This is a genomic window from Methylobacterium indicum (assembly GCF_017347565.1).
GTDB classification, from domain to species: domain Bacteria; phylum Pseudomonadota; class Alphaproteobacteria; order Rhizobiales; family Beijerinckiaceae; genus Methylobacterium; species Methylobacterium indicum.
This window is the reverse complement of sequence record NZ_AP024145.1, coordinates 5,459,359-5,478,335: the sequence shown is the minus strand read 5'-3', so window position 1 is coordinate 5,478,335 and position 18,977 is coordinate 5,459,359. Positions and strand designations below refer to the sequence as shown.

Sequence of the window (18,977 nt, the reverse complement as noted above, 5' to 3'; positions counted from 1 at the left end):
ATGGACAAGCTTGCCTACTACGCCGTCACCCTGATCGAGTCGGTCCTCGGCGTCTTCGGGATCCGGACCTTCTACGACCAGCCCCGCTACGCGGCGGTGGAGCGGCTCGACCGCGGGGTCGAGATCCGGGCCTACGAGGGCCGCGTCGCGGTCGAGACCGATGCGCGCGGCCAGGGCGACGGCGAGGCGTTCGGGCGGCTCTTCCGCTACATCACCGGCGCCAACCGGGCCGGCGACCGCATCGCCATGACGGCCCCGGTGGAGGCGGCGGCCCCGGGAGGGGCCGGCGGCCGGCGCATTGCCATGACGGTGCCGGTCGAGCAGGGGACGGGCGGGACGATGCGGTTCTTCCTGCCGCACGCCGTCGCGGCTGCCGGCGCGCCGGAGCCGATCGAGGCCGGCGTGCGACTGGTGCGGGTGCCGCCGGAGCGGATCGCGGCGCTCCGCTTCTCCGGCCGCGTCACCCCGGCGGCGAGGGCGGAGCAGGAGCGCGTCCTGACCGAGGTGCTGGCAACGGCCGGCAAGGCGACGGCCGCGTCGCCGTTCTTCATGGGCTACGACCCGCCCTTCGCGATTCCGTTCCTGCGCCGCAACGAGGTGGCGGTGCGGCTGGGAGAGTGAACCGACGCGTCCAATCGGACTTGCGTTGGCAGGCCAACGCTTTGCCCGCTCAGGTTCTTGTTTTGTCGCAGATTTTCAGTACCGAACCGGTAACCGCTTCGGCGAAATCCGCCTAGAGCGCTTCACGATCGCGTTGCAATCGCGAAGCTCTCTAAGTCTTTGTTTTGCCGCATTTTCTTCGACGAACCGGCATCCACTTCGTCGGAAAATGCTCTAGCGCCCGTCCGCCCGCGCCACCGCCCGCTTGATCACCTGCTGCACCTCGACGTTCGACAGGAAGAGGTCGTGGTTGATGAGGCCGCTGCCGTAGTCGGACGCGTCGGCGACGCGCACGCCGAGCGCCTCGAGGCGGCTGCGGTCGGCGGCACCCGCCCGCGTCACGCCGCCCGCGATGGTGCTGGAGAGTTCGAGCGCCCGGTCGTTCGTCGAGGAGATCACCGTGATCTTCTGCGCCGCGGTGCCGAGGCGCTCGATGCCGTTGGTGAAGAGGTCGATGTCGATGTCGGGGGCGGCGAGCACGATGGCGCCGATCCGGTCGAGGGCGGCCTCGCCGGCATCGGCCCGCAGCATGCGCAGGGTCTCGAGGGTGAGGAGCGTCCCCATCGAGTGGGCGACGACGTGGATCCGCCCGCCCTGCGAGGTGGCGAGCGCCCGCAACAGATCCTCGAAGGCGTCGCGCGACCACAGGGCGCTCTCGCGGTCGTAGCCGTAATCGAAGGTCTTGCCGGCCGAGGGCCAGGTGAACAGGCCCGACACGCCGCGGAAGCGGATGCCGTCGGAGAGCTGCGCCGCGCTGACCGCCGCGGTCTCGAACGATTCGCGGTAGCCGTGGACGTAGAGCAGAACGTCGCGCCCGAGCGCCGCCTCCGCGAAGGCGGTGGCGGCTTCCGGCCCGGTGACCACCCGGGGCGCGGCGGCGATGCGCCAGTCGCCGGTGACCACCGACGAAACCTTGCCGATCAGCGACCGGTCGGGGACCGTGAGCCGCACGGTCGCGAAGGAGAGGCCGCGGCCACGCTGGTCGGTGAAGTAGGGCGGGCGCCCGGCCGGGTCGGCGGGGCGGCGGGTCGTGGCGACGAGGAGCACCGGGCTCACGTCGAGGGCGGATTGCTTCTCGGGGCCCGGGGAATCGCCGAGCAGCCCGTCGCCGAAGCAGCCGCCCAGCGACAGGCTGGCGAGGGCGGAGAGGCCGAGGCGGGCGAAGCCCCGGCGCGTCGGCGCGGCAGTCGTGGTCATGGCGTCCTACTCGGGGCGTCCCGCTCGGGGCCGGCATCGCGCCGGCTGTGCCCCGGCATTCAGGCCGAGGATGCGGCATGATCGTGGCCGTGGCGCGTCGCGCTGGGGACGACCGTGGGGAAGGGCCCGGGCAGGGTCCGGCCTGTTGCCCGAAGGTTACGCTTCCCCGGCCTTTCGTCCACAGCCCGGGCCCTCGACGGAGACCCGGCGAGGCGGCAGAAAGGTCGCCATGACCGTCCCGGCCCCCGACCTCGCCCAGCTGCTCTCCGGCAACCGCGCCGCACTTGCCCGCGCCATCACGCTGGTCGAGTCCAAGCGGGCCGACCACCGCGCCGCCGCCCGCGAGCTGCTCGACGCCGCCCTGCCGCATGCCGGAAAGGCGGTGCGGGTCGGCATCACCGGCGTGCCCGGCGTGGGCAAGTCCACCACCATCGACGCGCTCGGCGCCGCCCTGACCGCGCGGGGCCACAAGGTCGCGGTGCTCGCCGTCGATCCGAGCTCGTCGCGCACCGGCGGCTCGATCCTCGGCGACAAGACCCGGATGGCGCGGCTCGCGGTCGATCCCAACGCCTTCATCCGGCCCTCGCCCTCGTCGGGCACGCTCGGGGGCGTCGCCGCCAAGACCCGCGAGACGATGCTGCTGTGCGAGGCCGCCGGGTTCGACGTCGTGCTGGTCGAGACCGTGGGCGTCGGCCAGTCCGAGACCGCGGTCGCCGACCTCACCGACTTCTTCCTCGTCCTGATGCTGCCCGGCGCCGGCGACGAATTGCAGGGCATCAAGAAGGGCATCCTCGAACTCGCCGACATGATCGCGGTCAACAAGGCCGACGGCGAGGAGGGGATGCGGCGCGCCATGGCGGCGGCGGCCGAGTACCGCGCCGCGCTCCACATCCTGACCCCGGCGAGCGCCACCTGGTCGCCGCCGGTCGCCACGATCTCGGGGCTCGCCGGCCAGGGCCTCGACGCCCTGTGGGACGCGGTGCTCGACCATCGCCGGAAGCTCACCGCCACGGGCGAGATCGCCGCCAAGCGCCGGGACCAGGACGTGAAGTGGATGTGGGCGCTCGTCCACGAGCGGCTGCACCAGCGCCTCACCGGCAGCGCCGAGGTCCGCAAGGCCACGGCGGAGGCCGAGCGGAGGGTGGCGGCGGGCGAGCGCTCGCCCGCGGCCGGCGCCGACCTGATCGCCGAGCTGATCGGCCTGTAGCTCAGTACCCGACGGTGAAGCGTCGGCGGAGATGCGCCGGGCGCTCGATCTCGTCGACGAGGGCGACGGCGTAATCCTCGTAGGAGATGCGGCTGCCCCCCTCGCCGACGAGGAGCGCGTCGCCCCCGAGGCGGAACCGGCCGGTGCGCTCGCCCGGCTCGATCAGCGCCGAGGGCGACAGGAAGGTCCAGTCGAGGTCGTCTACTTGGCGCAACGCGTCGAGGAAGGCCGCGCCCTTCAGGGCCTCCGCCTTGTAGGCGGCCGGAAAGTCGGGCTGGTCGATCAGCCGCCGCCCCGGTGCCACCTCGAGCGAGCCGGCGCCGCCGACCACGAGGTAGCGCTTCACGCCCGAGTCCCTCACGATCCCGATCAGGGCCGCCGGATCGGTGTCGGCGAAGCGCAGCGCGCTCACCACGGCGTCGTGCCCGGCGAGAAGCCGGCTCAGGGCCGCCGGATCGCGCACGTCGCCCGCCGCCGGCGCGACCTGCGGCGAGGCCGCGCCCGGATGGCGGCTGATCGCGGTGACGGCGTGGCCCCGCGACGCCAGCTCGGCGACGAGACGCGCGCCGACGTTCCCGGTCGCGCCGATGACGGCAACCTTGGTCATGGTATTCTCTTGGTTCGGTTTCGCGATCTGGTCACTGTTCGAGACCGTCGACAGAGCTAGGCCCGTCATACGATCCGCGCAAGACGTCACCGCCGCGCGACCAGGTCATCGCGCAGTGACCATGGAGAAGAAACAGTGCTCGACGATTTGAAGTCAGGCGAAACCTTGGATCAGGCCTGCCCGATCCGCGACGTGCTCGACCGGATCGGCGACCAGTGGAGCCTGCTCGTCCTGGCCACATTGGCACCGGGGGTGAAGCGGTTCAGCCAGATCGAGCGGGAGATCGGCGACGTGTCGAAGCAGATGCTGTCGAAGACCCTGCGCCGGCTGGAGCAGGACGGCTTCGTGGCGCGCGAGGTCCACGCCGAGGTCCCGCCCCGCGTCGAGTACCGGCTGACCCCACTTGGGCACTCGTTCCTGGAGCCGATGCGCGGGCTGATCCGCTGGGCCGAGGCGAACCAGGGGGCGATCCTGGCGGCGCGAGGGCGGGCAGCGACCGCCTGACGCCGCCGGTCGGCGGAAACACCGCCGGATGCCCGGAGAAAGCCGCGATCGTCCGGCAACGTTTTGTTAACCAAACTTCGCGAAAATCCTGGGCATAAAAAAAGGCCGGGACGAATCCCGGCCTCCCGCAAGGGGTCTCAGAGGTCCGAGACCGGCTCAGCCCAGGTTGAGCCGGTCGACCTTGGTGCCGCGCAGCGATTCGGGGATCGCCGAGAAGTCGCTGTAACCGGCCTCGCGCGCCATGGCGTCGAGGGCCTGCTGCTCGTCGGCGGCGCCGCCGGTCCAGAGAATCGCCCCGGTCTCGGCCTGCCTGACCTGGAAGATGGCCATCGCGCAATTCCTTCCCTCGATGACTGGTATTCGAACCGTCAACGCGGACCGGGCCGCAGAAGTTGCAGCCGCTCGGCCATTGCGGAATGTCAGGCCTTGGGTGTAGAGAATGAACGTTCATTCTCACCTGTGAGCCCGCGTGCCGCCCTCCCAGAGTCCCGCCCGCCTCGATTCGGCCGAGGAGCGCCGCACCCGCATCCTCGATGCGGCGGAGGCCTGCTTCGTCCGCCACGGCTTCCACCGCGCGACGATGCACGACGTGGCGGCGGAGGCCGGGATGAGCCCCGGCAACCTCTACCGCTACTTCCCGTCGAAGGACGCGATCGTCGCCGGCCTCGCCGAGCGCGACCGCGCGGCGGTGGCGGAGGACTTTTCCGGCATCGAGGCCGCCCCCGACCTGATGCAGGCCTTCACCGGCCTCGCCCGCCGCCACCTCGCGGAGGCTCCGGCCGAGAAGGCGGTGCTCTGCCTGGAGATGTGGGCCGAGGCGACCCGCAACCCCGCCATGGCGGCGATCTGCCGGGATTTCGAGCGCGAGATCGCGGGGCGCCTGTCCGGCCTCTACCGTCAGGCGCAGGCCCGCGCCCCGCAGCCCGCTCCCGGAGCCGACCCGGAGGCGCTCGCCCGCCTCGCCATGGTGATGGCCGACGGCATCATGGTGCGGCGCGCCCTCTCGCCCGATTTCGCCACCGGCCCCGTCATCGACGCCATGCTGACCGTGATCGGCGCGGCGCTCGACGGCCGCTTCGACCCGACGACTTTTCCGGAATCCGACCGATGACCCGCCCCCGTCGCCGCGCCGGCATTCCGGCCCTCACCTTCGCCGCGACCCTTGCCGCTGCTCTGCCGGCTGCCGCTCTCCCGGCCATGGCCGCCGAGACGGCGCCGCCGGCGGCCCCCATCGTCGCGGCGGCACCCGCGCCCGCCGTCACCGTCGCGGTGGCGGCCGAGCGCGAGATCGTCGAGCGCGCGGTCGTCACCGGGACCCTCGTGCCCCGCGACGAGATCCTGGTCTCGCCGGAGATCGAGGGCTGCCGCATCACCGAATTGCTGGTGGAGGAGGGGGACCGGGTCGCCAAGGGTGCGGTGCTGGCGCGGCTCTCCCGCGAGATGATCGACACCCAGCTCGCCCAGAACGCCGCCGCCATCGCCCGGGCCGAGGGCGCGGTGGCGCAGGCGCGCAGCACCATCGTGCAGGCGGAGGCCGCGCAGACCGAGGCCGCTCTGTCCTTCGAGCGCGCCCAGTCGCTGATGAAGACCGGCAACGGCACCGCGGCGGTGCTGGAGCAACGGGAATCCGCCGCCAAGGGGGCGGACGGCCGGCTCTCGGCCGCGCGCAACGGGCTCGCCATCGCGCAGGCCGATCTCGCCCAGGCCCGCGCGCAGAGGACCGAGCTGGACCTGAAGCTCGCCCGCACCGAGATCCGCGCGCCGGAGGGGGGCATCGTCAGCCGCCGCACCGCCCGGGTCGGCGCCACGGCGAGCGCCTCGGGCGAGCCGCTCTTCCGGCTGATCGCCCGCGGCGAGATCGAGCTCGAGGGCGAGGTGCCGGAGACCGGGCTGGCGCGCCTGCGCGCCGGTGCCCCGGCGAGCCTCGACCTCGACACCCCGGACGGGCCGGTCTCGGTGTCGGGGCGCGTCCGGGTGGTCTATCCGGAGATCGACCGGGCGACCCGCCTCGGCAAGGTCCGCATTAAGCTCGACGCCGATCCGCGCCTGCGCATCGGCGCCTTTGCCCGCGGCGCCGTCGAGGCGGCGCGCCGCACCGGCGTCGCCGTGCCGCTCGCCTCGGTGGTCTACGGCCCGTCCGGCCCGACCGTGCTGGTGGTCTCGGGCGAGCGGGTCGAGTTGCGCTCGATTCGTACCGGTCTGTCGGCCGGCGGCTTCATCGAGGCCCGCGACGGGGTCAAGGCCGGGGACGCCGTGGTCGCCCGGGCCGGCAGCTTCCTGCGCGACGGCGACCGGGTGCGGCCGATCTACCCCGCGATGCCGGCAACCGCCGAGGCCGGACGTCCCTGACGCCCGCTTCTCGCTTCTCCCGCGTCCCCGACGCCCTCGTCCTGTTTCTCCGGCGTCCCTGACGCCCGCCTCGTCCGCCTTCCTCTCCTGACCGGGTCCGCTCGATGCGCCTGAACGTCTCCGCCTGGGCGATCCGCAAGCCGATCCCCTCGATCGTGCTCTTCCTGGTGCTCGGGCTGCTCGGCCTCGTGAGCTTCCGCAGCCTGCCGATCACTCGCTTCCCCAACATCGACATCCCGATCGTCTCGGTGACCGTGACCCAGGCCGGCGCCGCGCCGAGCGAATTGCAGACCCAGGTCACCAAGTGGGTCGAAGACGCGGTGGCGGGGGTGAAGGGCGTCAAGCACATCATCTCGTCGATCACCGAGGGCACCTCGACGACGACGATCGAGTTCCGCCTGGAGGTGAACACCGATCGCGCCGTCAACGACGTCAAGGACGCGATCGCCAAGGTCCGGATGAACCTGCCGCGGACGATCGACGAACCGATCATCGCCCGGGTCGAGATCGCCGGACTGCCGATCATGGTCTACGGGGCGTCGGCCCCCGCGATGACGCCCGAGGACCTGTCGTGGTTCGTCGACGACGTGGTGGCGCGCCAGATCCAGGGCCTGCGCGGCGTCGGCGGCGTCGAGCGCCTCGGGGGCGTCGCCCGCGAGGTCCGCGTCACCCTGAAGCCCGACCGGCTGCTGGCGCTCGGCATCACCGCGGCCGACGTGAACCGTCAGTTGCGGCTCACCTCCGCCGACATGGCCGGCGGCCGGGCCGAGGTCGGCGGCCAGGAGCAGTCGATCCGGACGCTCGCCGCCTCGTCGAGCCTCGACACCCTGGCGGCGACCTCGATCGTCCTGCCGGGTGGCCGCAAGGTGCGCCTCGACGACCTCGCGACGCTCAGCGACGGGGCCGAGGAGCCCCGCACCTTCGCCCGCCTCAACGGCCAGCCGGTCGTCGCCTTCGCGATCTCGCGGGCGAGCGGCGCCTCCGACGCCTCGGTGGGCGAGGTGGTGTCGAAGAAGATCGAGGATCTCGGCAAGGAATATCCGGGCGTCCGCTTCGACCGGATCGATTCGTCGGTCACCAACACCATCGGCAACTACGAATCCGCCATGCACAGCCTGATGGAGGGCGCAGGCCTCGCGGTGCTGGTGGTGTTCCTGTTCCTGCGCGACTGGCGTGCGACGCTGATCGCGGCCGTCGCGCTGCCGCTCTCGGTCTTTCCGACCTTCTGGGCGATGAGCGCGATGGGCTTCTCGCTCAACGCGGTGAGTCTTCTCGCCATCACCCTCGTCACCGGCATCCTGGTCGACGACGCGATCGTGGAGATCGAGAACATCGTTCGCCACATGCGGATGGGCAAGTCGCCCTACCGCGCGGCGATCGAGGGCGCCGACGAGATCGGGCTCGCCGTCATCGCCATCACGGCGACGCTGATCGCGATCTTCGCCCCCGTCTCGTTCATGGGCGGCATCGCCGGGCAGTACTTCAAGCAGTTCGGCCTCACCATCGCGGCGGCCGTCTTCATGTCGCTCCTGGTGGCCCGCCTCATCACCCCGATGATGGCGGCCTATTTCCTGCGCGACCACGGCCACCACGAGGAGCGCGAGGGGCCGGTGATGCGGGTCTACAACCGCCTCGTCCTGTGGTCGGTGCGGCACAAATACGTGACGCTGGTGGTCGGCCTGGCGCTGTTTGCCGCCTCCATCCTGTCCACCAGCCTGCTGCCGGCGGGCTTCCTGCCCAAGGAGGACGCGGCCCGCACCCTGATGGTGGTGGAGCTGCCCCCGGGCGCACGCCTCGACGACACGATCGCGGTCACCGACCGGATCGCAGCACGCATCCGCACCCTGCCCGAGGTCCGTTCGGTCTTCGTCGACGGCGGCCGCCAGCTGCCGGGCAAGAAGGAGGTGCGACTCGCCACCTTCACCATCAACCTGACGCCGAAGAACGCGCGCCCCCGCAAGCAGGCTGACGTCGAGGCGGCGATCATGGACCTGATGCGCGACGAGGCGGACGTACGCTACTGGTCGCTGCGCGAGGGCGGCCAGCGCGACTTCACCCTCATCGTCGCGGGTGGCGACACCGCCCAGGTGACCGAGGTGGCGGACAAGATGCAGCGCGAGGTCGCGGCCCTGCCCAACCTCGTCAACGTGATGTCGACCGCCCCCCTCGACCGCACCGAGGTCCGCATCCGCCCGAAAGCCGGCGTCGCCGCCGATCTCGGCGTCTCGACCGACACCATCGCCGAGACGGTGCGCGTCGGGACGATCGGCGACATCGGCCAGAACCTCGCCAAGTTCAACGCCACCGACCGGCAGATCCCGATCCGGGTGCAGCTGCCGACGGCCTTGCGCGGCGACCTCTCGGCGCTGGAAAGCCTGAAGGTGCCGGCGAAGAACGGCACCTCCGTGCCGCTCGCCGCGGTGGCCGATATCAGCCTCGGCCGCGGACCCACCGCGATCGACCGCTACGACCGCGCGGTGCGCGTGGCGCTGGAGGCCAACATGCAGGGCTCGGACGCGCTCGGCGAGCAGATCAAGCTCGCGATGAACACGCCCACCGCCCGCAACCTGCCGCCCGGCATCTCGTTACGCCAGACCGGCGATGCCGAGGTGATGGGCGAGGTGTTCGAGGGCTTCGCCATGGCGATGGGCGCCGGCCTGATGATGGTGCTGGGCGTGCTGATCCTGCTCTTCGCCTCGTTCTTCCAGCCGCTGACCATCCTGTTCTCGCTGCCGCTCTCGATCGGCGGGGCGATCCTCGGCCTCCTGATCTTCAACCGGCCGATCTCGATGCCGGTGGTGATCGGCATCCTGATGCTGATGGGCGTGGTGACGAAGAACGCCATCATGCTGGTCGATTTCGCCGTCGAGGAAATGGCCCGCGGCGTCGATCGCGTCACCGCCATCACCCAGGCCGGCGCCAAGCGCGCCCGGCCGATCGTGATGACGACGATCGCCATGGCGGCCGGCATGGTGCCGAGCGCGATGGCCTTCGGCATCGGCGGCGAGTTCCGCTCACCCATGGCGATCGCGGTGATCTCGGGCCTGATCGTCTCGACCCTGCTGTCGCTGCTGTTCGTGCCGGCGATCTTCCTCCTGATGGACGATCTCTCGCGCCTGATGGGCCGGCTGTTCGGCCGGTTCGTCGGCGCGGTGGACGAGCCGCCGGGGCACGAGGGAGCGCATCGGCCGGCGGCGGCGGAGTAGGGGAGGCGGGCGCCGCCGTTCCGCACGGGACCGACGCATCTCCTGAGACGGGCGAGGGGCGTGCGACGGGTTTCCGCCAACCCACGCAACGCCTCTGTCACCCGCGCGCGTCGCGGATGCGGTGACCGAACGCCTGCTCGCCTCGGGCGGTCGGGCGGTCCGCCATGCGTGAGACGCCCGACATGTCCTCATCATGGACCAATTGTCATGAAACCGCGCCGATATATCGGCTGTTGATCGGCAACTGACCATGAGGAAGAGGCCATGATCAAGCCGCTGATATCCGCCACACTCTGCGCCGCGTGCCTGCTGTCGGTGACGCCGGTCTTCGCTGCCGAGAATACCATCCCGCAGGGCAAGCGGGACGAGATGTCTCAGAAATACACCGAGCACCAGATCAAGCAGCAGAACCGAGAGAACCGGGAGGCCAATCGCAACGTCGACAGCCTCATCACCAACCGGAAGTAAGTCGCAGCGATCGTCCCTCGCGGGATTTGACATCCACCGATGTCATCCCGGGGCCGCGCAGCGGAACCCGGGATCCATAACCGCCGAGGCTTCGGCATGACGCGGAACGCGCTCTGCCGCGCCCTGCACCGTCAGCATTGATGGATCCCGAGTTCTCGCCGCGCGAGCCCCGGGATGACCGTCGGGATCGATCGGCTATCAGGGTGACGCGTGCGGGAGCGAACCCGCTACTGGCCCCGCCGTGCCTGCGCGGCGAAGCGCACCGCCTCCTCGGCCGCTCGGAACTGCGCCTTGGCCTTGTTGATGCATTCCTGCTGCTCGGAGGCCGGATCGGAATCGTGCACGATGCCGGCTCCGGCTTGAACGTGCATCCGGCCGTCCTTGACGATGGCGGTGCGCAGCACGATGCAGGTATCCATCTGGCCGTCGGCGCCGAAATAGCCGATGCAGCCGCCATAGGGCCCGCGCTTCTCGCGCTCCAGTTCGTCGATGATCTGCATCGCCCGCACCTTCGGGGCGCCCGAGACCGTGCCGGCGGGGAAGCCCGCGGCGAGCGCCGAGAGGGCGTCGTGCCGGGGATCGAGGCGGCCCTCGACGTTCGACACGATGTGCATGACCTGGCTGTAGAATTCGAGGAAGAACGAATCCGTCACCCGCACGCTGCCGATCTCGGCGACGCGGCCGACATCGTTGCGGCCGAGATCGAGCAGCATCAGGTGCTCGGAGCGCTCCTTGGGATCGGCCAGGAGCTCGTCGGCCAGCGCCTTGTCCTGCTCCGGCGTCGCGCCGCGGGGCCGCGTGCCGGCGATCGGCCGGATCGTCACCGCGCCATCGCGCACCCGCACCAGGATCTCGGGCGAGGAGCAGACGATCTGGAAGCCGCCGAAATCGAGGTAGCACAGGAACGGCGCCGGGTTGACGCGGCGCAAAGCCCGGTAGAGCGCCAGGGCCGGCAGGCCGAACGGCGATTCGAAGCGCTGCGACAGCACCACCTGGAAGATGTCGCCGGCGGCGATGTACTCCTTGGCCCGCGCCACCATGGCGTGGAAGTCCTCGGGAGCGACGTTCGAGATCTGCGCCGGCGTCGGGATCTCGGCCGGGTTCTGCCGCGCCTCGACCGGCAACGGGCCCTCGAGCGCGTCGGCGGCCGCGTCGAGCCGGGCGAGCGCCCGCTCGTAGGCGGCCCTGGCCGAGAGGCCAGCGATCGGCCGGATCGGCGCCACGAGCGCGATCTCGTCGCGCACGGCGTCGAAGATCACCATCACGGTCGGACGGACCAGGATCGCGTCCGGCACCCCGATCGGATCGGGATGGGCGGGGCCGAGCCGCTCCATCTCCCGCACCATGTCGTAGCCGAGATAGCCGAACAGGCCGGCCGCCATCGGGGGCAGGCCGGGCTCGGCCGGAATCGCGCTCTCGGCGATCAGCGCCCGCAGACTGTCGAGGGGAGGGGCGTCCTCGGGCGCGAAGGCCGCGAGGTCGGGCGCCACGGCCCGTTCGGCCCTGCCGTCGGCGCAGCGCCAGGCGAGGTCGGGGTCGAGCCCGATCATCGAGTAGCGGCCGCGCACGGCGCCGCCCTCGACCGATTCGAGCAGGAAGGCCGCGCCCTCGCGGCCGGCCTTCAGCTTCAGGAAGGCGGCGACCGGGGTCTCGAGATCCGCCACCAGGGTGGTGCGCAGGAGGACCGGCCGGCCCTCGGCATAGGCGGCGGCGGCGGCGGCGGCCTCGGGGGAGGGGGCGACCGGCACGGGATCAGTACTCGCCGCCGATGGCGCGCCGGAAGGCCGCCTCGTTGACGGAGATGCCGGCCTGCTTCTGCACGTCGGCGATGTACTGGGCCAGGATGTCGTCGGCGAGCGCCGTGCGGTACTGCTGCTCCACGGCGACCGCGCCGGCGGCGCTCGGCACGAAGGCCGGTACCGTGGCGCTCGTCACCCGAAAGACCACCCGGGCGGTGTCCTCGCCGGCGGCGGTGCCGGCCTTGCCGACCGGCGTGGCGAAGATCCGGGCGACGCTCTCGGTCGACAGGCCGTCGCGGCCGCGGCCGCGGGCGAGGTCGGTCACGGTCTTCGCCTCCTGGCCGAGGGACTTCGCGACCTCCTCGATCGCCTCGCCCTTGTCGAGCCGCTCGGTCGCCTCGCGGGCCTTGGCGGCGAGGCGGCGGGCGACCTCGTCGGCCTTCCACTGCGCCACCACGGCATCGCGGACCTCGGTGAGCGGCTTGTCGTGGGCCGGGTCGACCTTGGTCACGTCGTACCAGACGTAGCCGCCGGCGCGGGTGCGCAGGGCCTCGTTGTCGGCCCCCATCTCGCTGCGGAAGATCGCCGCCAGCGTCGCGTCCTTGTCGGGAATCGCCTCGACCGCCTTGCCCTGGGGATCGCGGCCCTGCGCGTCCACCGCCGGCACGCTGACGAGGGTGAGACCCTGCTCGCGGGCGATGTCGGCCAGCGGCTTGGCGCCGGCGCGCTGGTCCTCGATCGCGTCGTGGACCTTCTCGAGCCCGTCCCGGGCCTTGTCGAGGGCGACCTCGGCGCGGATCTCCCCCGCCACGTCCTCGAACGGCTTGCGGGCCGCCGGCTGCACCGCGGTCACGCGCAGCAGCACCGTGCCGAACCGGCCCTTGACCGGCTCGCTCACCGTGTCCGGCTCGGCCGCGAAGGCGGCGTCGGCTACCGCCGGGTCGAACAGCTCGGACTTGGTGAAGGTGCCGAGATCCAGCGCCTTGGCGTCGAGGCCGCGCTCGGTGGCGACCTGATCGAAGGTGACCGCGCCGCTGCGGATCCGGGCGAGCGCCGCCGCCGCATCGGCGTCGTTCGGGAAGACGATCTGCTGGATCGTGCGCTTCTCGGGGGTGCCGAAGCGGGTCTTCTCGCTCTCGTAGCGGGCGCGGGCCTCGGGCTCGGTCACCGCGTCGGGCTTGGCGATGGTCGCCGGATCGAGGACCAGCAGGTTGACGCTGCGATATTCCGGCGCCCGGAACGCGCCCTTGCGCTCGTTGTAGAAGGTCGTGACCTGCTCGTCGGTCGGGGCCGGGATCTCGCCGGCCGCCGAATCCGGCAGGGTGACGATGGCGGCGGCGCGCCGCTCCGAGGTGTAGCGGTGGATCGCCTCGCGGGCGGCGAGGGAGACCGGCAGCTCGGCGGTGATCGCGTCGGCGAGCTGGAGGCGGGCGGCGACCGCGCGCTGCTCCTGCACGAAGCCCTGCTCGGTCAGGCCGGCCTGCCGCAAGGTATCGCGGAAGGTGTTGACGTCGAAGGCGCCGTTCGGACCCTTGAAGGCCGGCTCCTCCTGGATCAGCCGCACCACCGTCGAATCGGGGATGCGCAGCCCCAGATCCTTGGTCTTCTGGTCGAGCGAGGCCTCGGTGATCAGCTGGGCCAGCACCTGGCGGTCGAGGCCCAGCGCCTTGGCCTGGTCCGGCGTGATCGGCCGGCGGCTCTGGCGCGAGAGGCGCTGGAGCTGGTTCTGGTAGGCGGTCCGCAGGGATTCGGCCGGGATCTGCGTGCTGCCCACCGTCGCGACCGCGTTGCTGCCGCCGCCGCGGAAGATGTCGCCGATGCCGAAGATGGCGAGGCCCGCGATCAGGAGGCCGAACACCACCGTCACCACGATCTTGCCGAGCCAGCTCTGGCTGGCGGCGCGGAACCCCTGGAGCATCGCGATCCTCAGAAAAACCCATGAGGGCGCCTGTCCGCGAGGCGGCGCCCGGTTCCGGCCGCGATACCGCATAAGCGCCGCAAGGCAAAGGGCGGGCCTCCCCGGACGTTTGCCGCTCGGCGGCGGACCTGTTACCCGGCAACGCTTGTCCAGGACCGACGAGGCTGGATCGCCTGTGCAGGATCGGGGGAGAGAGATGACGACCGAACGGCCGCGCCCGCTGGTGGCGGGAAACTGGAAGATGAACGGCCTCCAGGCCTCGCTCGCGGTCGCCGAGGCGGTTCGCGACGGCCTCGATGCCGGCCTCGCCGCGCGCATCGACGTGCTGGTCTGCCCGCCCGCGACCCTCGTCGGCGCGACCGCCGCCGCGCTGAAGGGCTCCCCGGTCCAGGTCGGCGGCCAGGATGTCCATGCCGAGGCGAACGGCGCCTATACGGGCAACGTCTCGGCCGAGATGCTAGCGGATCTGGGTGCGCGCTACACCATCGTCGGCCATTCCGAGCGCCGCGCCTACCACCGCGAGAGCGATGCCGACATCCGCGCCAAGGCGCTCGCCGCCCGCCGTGCCGGCCTCGTGGCCATCATCTGCGTCGGCGAGACCCGAGAGGAGCGCGAGGCCGGCCGCACCCTCGACATCGTGCGCGGCCAGCTCGCCGGCTCGCTGCCGGACGGCGCGACGGCCGCCGACACGGTGATCGCCTACGAGCCGGTCTGGGCGATCGGCACCGGGCTCACCCCGACGGTGGACGACGTGGCGCAGGTCCACGCCCTGATCCGGCGGGAGCTCGAAGGCCGGCTCGGCGCGGAGGGCGCCAGGATGCGGATCCTCTACGGTGGCTCGGTGAAACCCTCGAACGCCGCCGAACTGATGAGCGTGGCCAATGTCGACGGCGCGCTCGTCGGCGGCGCGAGCCTGAAGGCCGAGGACTTCTTGGGGATCGCGGCGGCGTATCGCTGAGGCGACGGCAAGACGATTCGGCGAGGCCCCCTGCGAGGGGGTCTCGACCCATGACGATATCGAGGGCCCGTCGCGGCCCCGACACGTTCTTCTCGCATGGTGGTCCGTTCCGGCATGCACCAGCGGAGCCGCTGTCAGAAACGCGCCTCCGGATGAACGAGACGGCGGTCCTCACGCTCCCGGACGCACCTGGAGGAATCCCGGCGAGCCTTCAGCGCGCGACGCTCCGCTGCACGACACGAACGATTTCGGAACGCCTCGGCGCGTCGCGCTGACGGGCGACACCGGTTTGGCGCGCCCGAACGCGAGGCGGGCGCGACGGGCTACGAAGCCCCTGGTGGGCGGTGACGGGCTCGAACCGCCGACCCTCTCGGTGTAAACGAGATGCTCTACCAACTGAGCTAACCGCCCGGGTGCCGGCATCGTTAAGGGGCTCGGGCCGCGAGTGCAAGACGCCGAGGCCAAGATGCTGCTGCCAGCCTAATGCTGCTGCCAGCTTGCTCCGGGCCGGACTCTGCACGGAGCGAGCTCCGGCAGGGAACGAGGCCCTGCACGCCGGAGCTAGCGAGGCGTTTTGCGGATGCGACGCGGGCCGCGAGTGGTGGCCCGCCGACGCGCCCGACACCCGTCCCGCACCCCCTCCCGGCTTTCTTGAGCCGGCGGCTTGACAGGGTAGGGGGCGCCCCATACACCGCAGCCATCGCAGCACTGCGAGACGCCGGGCGGACGTAGCTCAGTCGGTTAGAGTGCCGGCCTGTCACGCCGGAGGTCGCGGGTTCGAGCCCCGTCGTCCGCGCCACTTCCTTTACGGATAAGGCGTTTCTGTAGTGCAAAGCGCCATGTGCGGACGTAGCTCAGTCGGTTAGAGTGCCGGCCTGTCACGCCGGAGGTCGCGGGTTCGAGCCCCGTCGTCCGCGCCACTTCCTTCGAGGGAGTGGCAGCCGAGGCTACATGGTGAAGCGAGCGCGCCGCGCGGGCGTAGCTCAGTTGGTTAGAGTGCCGGCCTGTCACGCCGGAGGTCGCGGGTTCGAGCCCCGTCGCCCGCGCCACTCGCCGCACTGCACAAAAATCCCCCGATCCGCAGCTTACGCTAAGGCAACGTCAAGCATCGCGCCCCTAAGGCATTCCCCAACGAAACTCGGGGATGCGGATGTCTTGGTCTAACATGAGCGTGAGCCGAAAGTTCGCCGTCCTGATGGCGGCGGCGGTGCTCGGGCTGGGGGCGGTGGTTCTCTACGCCTTGCGGGCAAACCACGACAGCCTGATCAACGAGCGCGTGGCGAAGCTCCGGGCCCTGACCGACGTGGTGGTGGCGACCGCGACCGGCCTCGACGCGGATGTGAGGGCCGGTGCGCTGACGAGGGAGGCCGCGATGGCGACGTTCCAGCGGCGCGCCAACGCGATGCGCTACGACGGCGACAACTACGTCGCGGTCTACGACTATACGGGCAAGGCGCTGGTGATGCCGCCCAAGCCCGACTGGGTCGGCAAGGACATGAGCGGCCTGAAGGATGCGAGCGGCATGCTGCTCGTCAAGGCGATCACCGACATCGCCCGGTCCGGGACGCCCGGCACCCTGCGCTACGTCTTCACCCGCCCGGGCGGCGAGGCCCACGTCCCGAAGCTGAGCTACATCCAGGGCTTCGCGCCGTGGACGCTCGCGATCTTCACCGGCGTCTACGTCGACGACATCGACGCCGCGTTCTGGCGTCACGCCCTCTGGCTCTGCACCATCGCCGGCGTGGCGATCCTCGGCATCGGCCTCTTCGGCGTCCTCGGCTGGCGCTCGATCGTCGGCGGGCTCGCCGGCCTGACCGACGCCACCGCGGCCCTGGCGAATGGGCGCTACGACGCGGCGATCCCCGGAACCGGGCGGCGCGACGAGATCGGCCGGATCGCCCGGGCCATCGACGGCTTCCGTGTCGTCCTCGCGGAGCGCGAGAGCCTGGCGGCCGAGCGGGATGCCAGCGAGGCGCAGGCCCGCCGCGCCGCCCAGATGGCCCGCGAGGTCGAGACCTTCGAGACCGCGGTGGCGCAGGTCCTGGCCCAGGTCGACGCGGCGGCAAGCGACCTCGACGCGACCGCCCGGGCCCTGTCCGGCACCGCCGCCGAGGCCGCGAGCCGCGCCGGGACGGCGGCGACCTCCGCGGCGGAGGCGTCGCGCCGGGCCGGCGGCCTGTCCGCCGCCGCCGAGGGCCTCGGCCGGTCGATCGACGCCGTCGGCAGCGACATGCGCGAGGCCGCCACCATGGCCCGGGACGCGGTGACGGGAACCGACCGCACGGCGGCGGTGATGCAGAGCCTCGGCGAGGCCGCCGCCCGCATCGGCGACGTCGTCACGGTGATCGCCGGCCTCGCCTCGCAGACGAACCTGCTGGCGCTCAACGCCACGATCGAGGCGGCCCGCGCCGGGGAGGCGGGACGCGGCTTCGCGGTCGTCGCCGCGGAGGTGAAGCAGCTCGCCGGCCAGACCGACCGGGCGACCCAGGAGATCTCCGCCCAGGTCGCGGCGATCCAGGATACGACCCGGCGCGCGACCGCCGCCATGGGCGAGGTCGCCGAGCAGGCCCGGGCCATCAACGGCGTGACCGACCGGGTCGCGACCGCCGTCGAGACCCAGGTCGGGGCGACCCAGGCCATCGTGCGCGGCGTGGCGGAGGCCGCTGCCGGCACCGCCACGGTGAGCGGCGCGGTCGAGGGCCTCGCCCTCGACGCCGAGGCCACCGGCGACGCCGCCCGCCACGTGCTTCAGGCCGCCGACACCGTGGCGCAGCAATCCGCCAGCATCGGCGCCGAGGTGAGACGGTTCCTGGCGACGCTCCGGGCCGCCTGAAGGCCGCCCGCACATCGCCACAATCACCGGACAGGTGGCGCCGCCCGCGTGGATATGCCGGGCTGCGCCGCCTGCCCGAGGATCGACCCGACGATGTCCCAGCCGCTCCGTTCGACGGCTCCCGCCCACCCGGCCGGGCGCCCGCACCACGGCGTGGCCCGGCGCCCGCTCGTGCTCGCCGCCCTCGTCGGAACCGCCCTGGCGCTCGCCGGGTGCAGCGGCAGCGCGCTCCTGCCGGCTCCCGACTTGCCGACGACCCCGGTGATCCTCGACGAGGCGGCTGCCGCGGCGGCGATCTCGCGCTACCGCGCGAGCCACGGCCTCGGCCCGGTGGTGGTCGATTCCTCGCTCATCCGCGCCGCCTCGTACCAGGCGGAATCCAACGCCCGCGCCGGCCGGCTCTCGCACGAGGTCGGCGGCACCTTCGACGTGCGGCTCAAGCGCGCCGGCTTCGGCGGCCGCTACGCCGCCGAGAACCTCAGCGCGGGATCCGCCACCTTCGACGAGGTGCTGAAGCGCTGGCAGGTCTCGCCCGAGCACAACCGCAACATGCTGATGCCGCAGGTCCGGCGCGTGGGCATCGCCCGGGTCGATGCGCCCGGCAGCCGCTACAAGCGCTTCTGGGCCCTGATCCTGTCGGACGGCTGAGCGGCGCCCCGGCGACCGGATCGGGCACCCGGCGGGGCCGGAGCGGGAAGGGGCCCTGCGACGATACTCCCCGGGAGGCCCGAGGCCCCGCGGTGTTGTGCACCGCGCGCATATCCTTATGTAGCGCAGGGACGTTCGCGGTTTGTGCGGTGCGAACGCCCCTTGTTTCGCAATACCCGCTCGTTTAAGCCTCGCGGCACCTTCCGGGCTTTGGAACCGTTCCGAGAACGGCCCCGGCGGCCCGCGGCGCGGGCCCGCGCCAAGGCCCGCGCTCACAAGGCCTCGCGCCAACCCTTGAGGATGCTCGATGAACGGCCTCCTGTCGGATTACCTGCCGCTGGTGATCTTCATCGGCGTCTCTCTCGTCATCGCGGTGGCGCTGCTCGTGGCTCCGTTCCTGGTGGCCTATAACAGCCCGGACCCCGAGAAGCTCTCGGCCTACGAGTGCGGGTTCAACGCCTTCGACGACGCGCGCATGAAGTTCGACGTGCGCTTCTACCTCGTCGCCATCCTGTTCATCATCTTCGACCTCGAAGTGGCCTTCCTGTTCCCGTGGGCGATCACGTTCGGGGATCTCGGCTGGTTCGGCTTCTGGTCGATGATGCTCTTCCTCGGCGTGCTCACCGTCGGCTTCGTCTACGAGTGGCGCAAGGGCGCCCTCGAGTGGGACTAGAAGCCGGAAC

The 18,977-nt window shown here is 71.6% G+C and carries 16 protein-coding genes and 4 tRNA genes; 14 read left to right on the top strand and 6 right to left on the bottom strand.

Annotated features, from left to right (window positions below; genetic code table 11):
• The gene (locus miv_RS25450) at positions 1-621 is read left to right on the top strand and encodes an SOUL family heme-binding protein (RefSeq protein WP_207179613.1); all 621 of its coding nucleotides are present in this window, start codon (positions 1-3) and stop codon (positions 619-621) included.
• A gap of 213 nt (positions 622-834) precedes the next feature.
• On the opposite strand, the gene miv_RS25445 is transcribed toward miv_RS25450, so the two are convergent.
• Positions 835-1,857: an alpha/beta hydrolase gene (locus miv_RS25445; RefSeq protein ID WP_207179611.1), complete on the bottom strand. Its 1,023-nt coding sequence runs from the start codon at positions 1,855-1,857 to the stop codon at positions 835-837.
• Positions 1,858-2,086: 229 nt separating this feature from the next.
• Here miv_RS25445 and meaB point away from each other — a divergent pair, with 229 nt between their 5' ends.
• Positions 2,087-3,064, top strand: a complete 978-nt coding sequence (gene meaB, locus miv_RS25440; RefSeq protein ID WP_207179608.1) for a methylmalonyl Co-A mutase-associated GTPase MeaB — start codon at positions 2,087-2,089, stop codon at positions 3,062-3,064.
• A 1-nt stretch (position 3,065) separates the two neighbouring features.
• Here the strand turns inward: meaB and miv_RS25435 are convergent, their stop codons facing one another.
• Positions 3,066-3,671 (bottom strand): NAD(P)-dependent oxidoreductase, encoded by a 606-nt coding sequence (locus tag miv_RS25435; protein ID WP_207179607.1) that lies wholly within the window; start codon positions 3,669-3,671, stop codon positions 3,066-3,068.
• Positions 3,672-3,836: 165 nt separating this feature from the next.
• Between miv_RS25435 and miv_RS25430 the strand changes: the two genes are divergently transcribed.
• A complete protein-coding gene (locus miv_RS25430) occupies positions 3,837-4,175 on the top strand; it encodes a winged helix-turn-helix transcriptional regulator (protein ID WP_244276578.1) in 339 nt (112 codons plus the stop codon).
• Positions 4,176-4,331: 156 nt separating this feature from the next.
• On the opposite strand, the gene miv_RS25425 is transcribed toward miv_RS25430, so the two are convergent.
• Positions 4,332-4,505, bottom strand: coding sequence for a hypothetical protein (locus miv_RS25425; RefSeq protein ID WP_165602011.1), 174 nt, complete (start codon positions 4,503-4,505; stop codon positions 4,332-4,334).
• Positions 4,506-4,644: 139 nt separating this feature from the next.
• Here miv_RS25425 and miv_RS25420 point away from each other — a divergent pair, with 139 nt between their 5' ends.
• The 4 genes from miv_RS25420 to miv_RS25405 all read left to right on the top strand — a co-directional run bounded on the left by miv_RS25420 (position 4,645) and on the right by miv_RS25405 (position 10,198).
• Positions 4,645-5,286 carry a TetR/AcrR family transcriptional regulator gene (locus miv_RS25420; RefSeq protein ID WP_048425428.1) on the top strand — a complete coding sequence of 214 codons (642 nt, stop codon included), beginning with the start codon at positions 4,645-4,647 and terminating at the stop codon, positions 5,284-5,286.
• Positions 5,283-6,524: an efflux RND transporter periplasmic adaptor subunit gene (locus miv_RS25415; RefSeq protein WP_207179605.1), complete on the top strand. Its 1,242-nt coding sequence runs from the start codon at positions 5,283-5,285 to the stop codon at positions 6,522-6,524. The genes miv_RS25420 and miv_RS25415 overlap by 4 nt, the downstream gene beginning before the upstream one ends.
• Positions 6,525-6,628: 104 nt before the next feature.
• Positions 6,629-9,730, top strand: coding sequence for an efflux RND transporter permease subunit (locus tag miv_RS25410; RefSeq protein ID WP_207179603.1), 3,102 nt, complete (start codon positions 6,629-6,631; stop codon positions 9,728-9,730).
• A 264-nt stretch (positions 9,731-9,994) separates the two neighbouring features.
• Entirely contained in the window at positions 9,995-10,198 is a 204-nt protein-coding gene (locus miv_RS25405; protein ID WP_058618928.1) for a hypothetical protein, read from the top strand.
• A gap of 227 nt (positions 10,199-10,425) precedes the next feature.
• Here the strand turns inward: miv_RS25405 and trpE are convergent, their stop codons facing one another.
• Complete coding sequence (gene trpE / locus miv_RS25400; protein ID WP_207179601.1) at positions 10,426-11,946, bottom strand: anthranilate synthase component I; 1,521 nt, start codon at positions 11,944-11,946, stop codon at positions 10,426-10,428.
• A gap of 4 nt (positions 11,947-11,950) precedes the next feature.
• Positions 11,951-13,855, bottom strand: coding sequence for a peptidylprolyl isomerase (locus miv_RS25395; protein ID WP_207179599.1), 1,905 nt, complete (start codon positions 13,853-13,855; stop codon positions 11,951-11,953).
• A 196-nt stretch (positions 13,856-14,051) separates the two neighbouring features.
• Between miv_RS25395 and tpiA the strand changes: the two genes are divergently transcribed.
• Positions 14,052-14,813, top strand: a complete 762-nt coding sequence (tpiA, locus tag miv_RS25390) for a triose-phosphate isomerase (protein WP_048425434.1) — start codon at positions 14,052-14,054, stop codon at positions 14,811-14,813.
• A gap of 335 nt (positions 14,814-15,148) precedes the next feature.
• Here the strand turns inward: tpiA and miv_RS25385 are convergent.
• Positions 15,149-15,224: transfer RNA gene (locus miv_RS25385), tRNA-Val, on the bottom strand.
• A gap of 311 nt (positions 15,225-15,535) precedes the next feature.
• On the opposite strand from miv_RS25385, the gene miv_RS25380 reads away from it, so the two are divergent.
• The 6 genes from miv_RS25380 (at position 15,536) to miv_RS25355 (ending at position 18,967) form a co-directional block, all read left to right on the top strand.
• Positions 15,536-15,612, top strand: a tRNA-Asp gene (locus miv_RS25380).
• A 44-nt stretch (positions 15,613-15,656) separates the two neighbouring features.
• Positions 15,657-15,733, top strand: a tRNA-Asp gene (locus miv_RS25375).
• Between the two features lie 52 nt (positions 15,734-15,785).
• Positions 15,786-15,862, top strand: a tRNA-Asp gene (locus miv_RS25370).
• A 116-nt stretch (positions 15,863-15,978) separates the two neighbouring features.
• Positions 15,979-17,646, top strand: a complete 1,668-nt coding sequence (locus tag miv_RS25365; RefSeq protein ID WP_244748704.1) for a methyl-accepting chemotaxis protein — start codon at positions 15,979-15,981, stop codon at positions 17,644-17,646.
• A 93-nt stretch (positions 17,647-17,739) separates the two neighbouring features.
• Positions 17,740-18,294, top strand: a complete 555-nt coding sequence (locus miv_RS25360; RefSeq protein ID WP_207179597.1) for a CAP domain-containing protein — start codon at positions 17,740-17,742, stop codon at positions 18,292-18,294.
• 307 nt (positions 18,295-18,601) lie between these two features.
• Positions 18,602-18,967: an NADH-quinone oxidoreductase subunit A gene (locus miv_RS25355; protein ID WP_048425436.1), complete on the top strand. Its 366-nt coding sequence runs from the start codon at positions 18,602-18,604 to the stop codon at positions 18,965-18,967.
• The last annotated feature ends 10 nt before the right edge of the window (positions 18,968-18,977 follow it).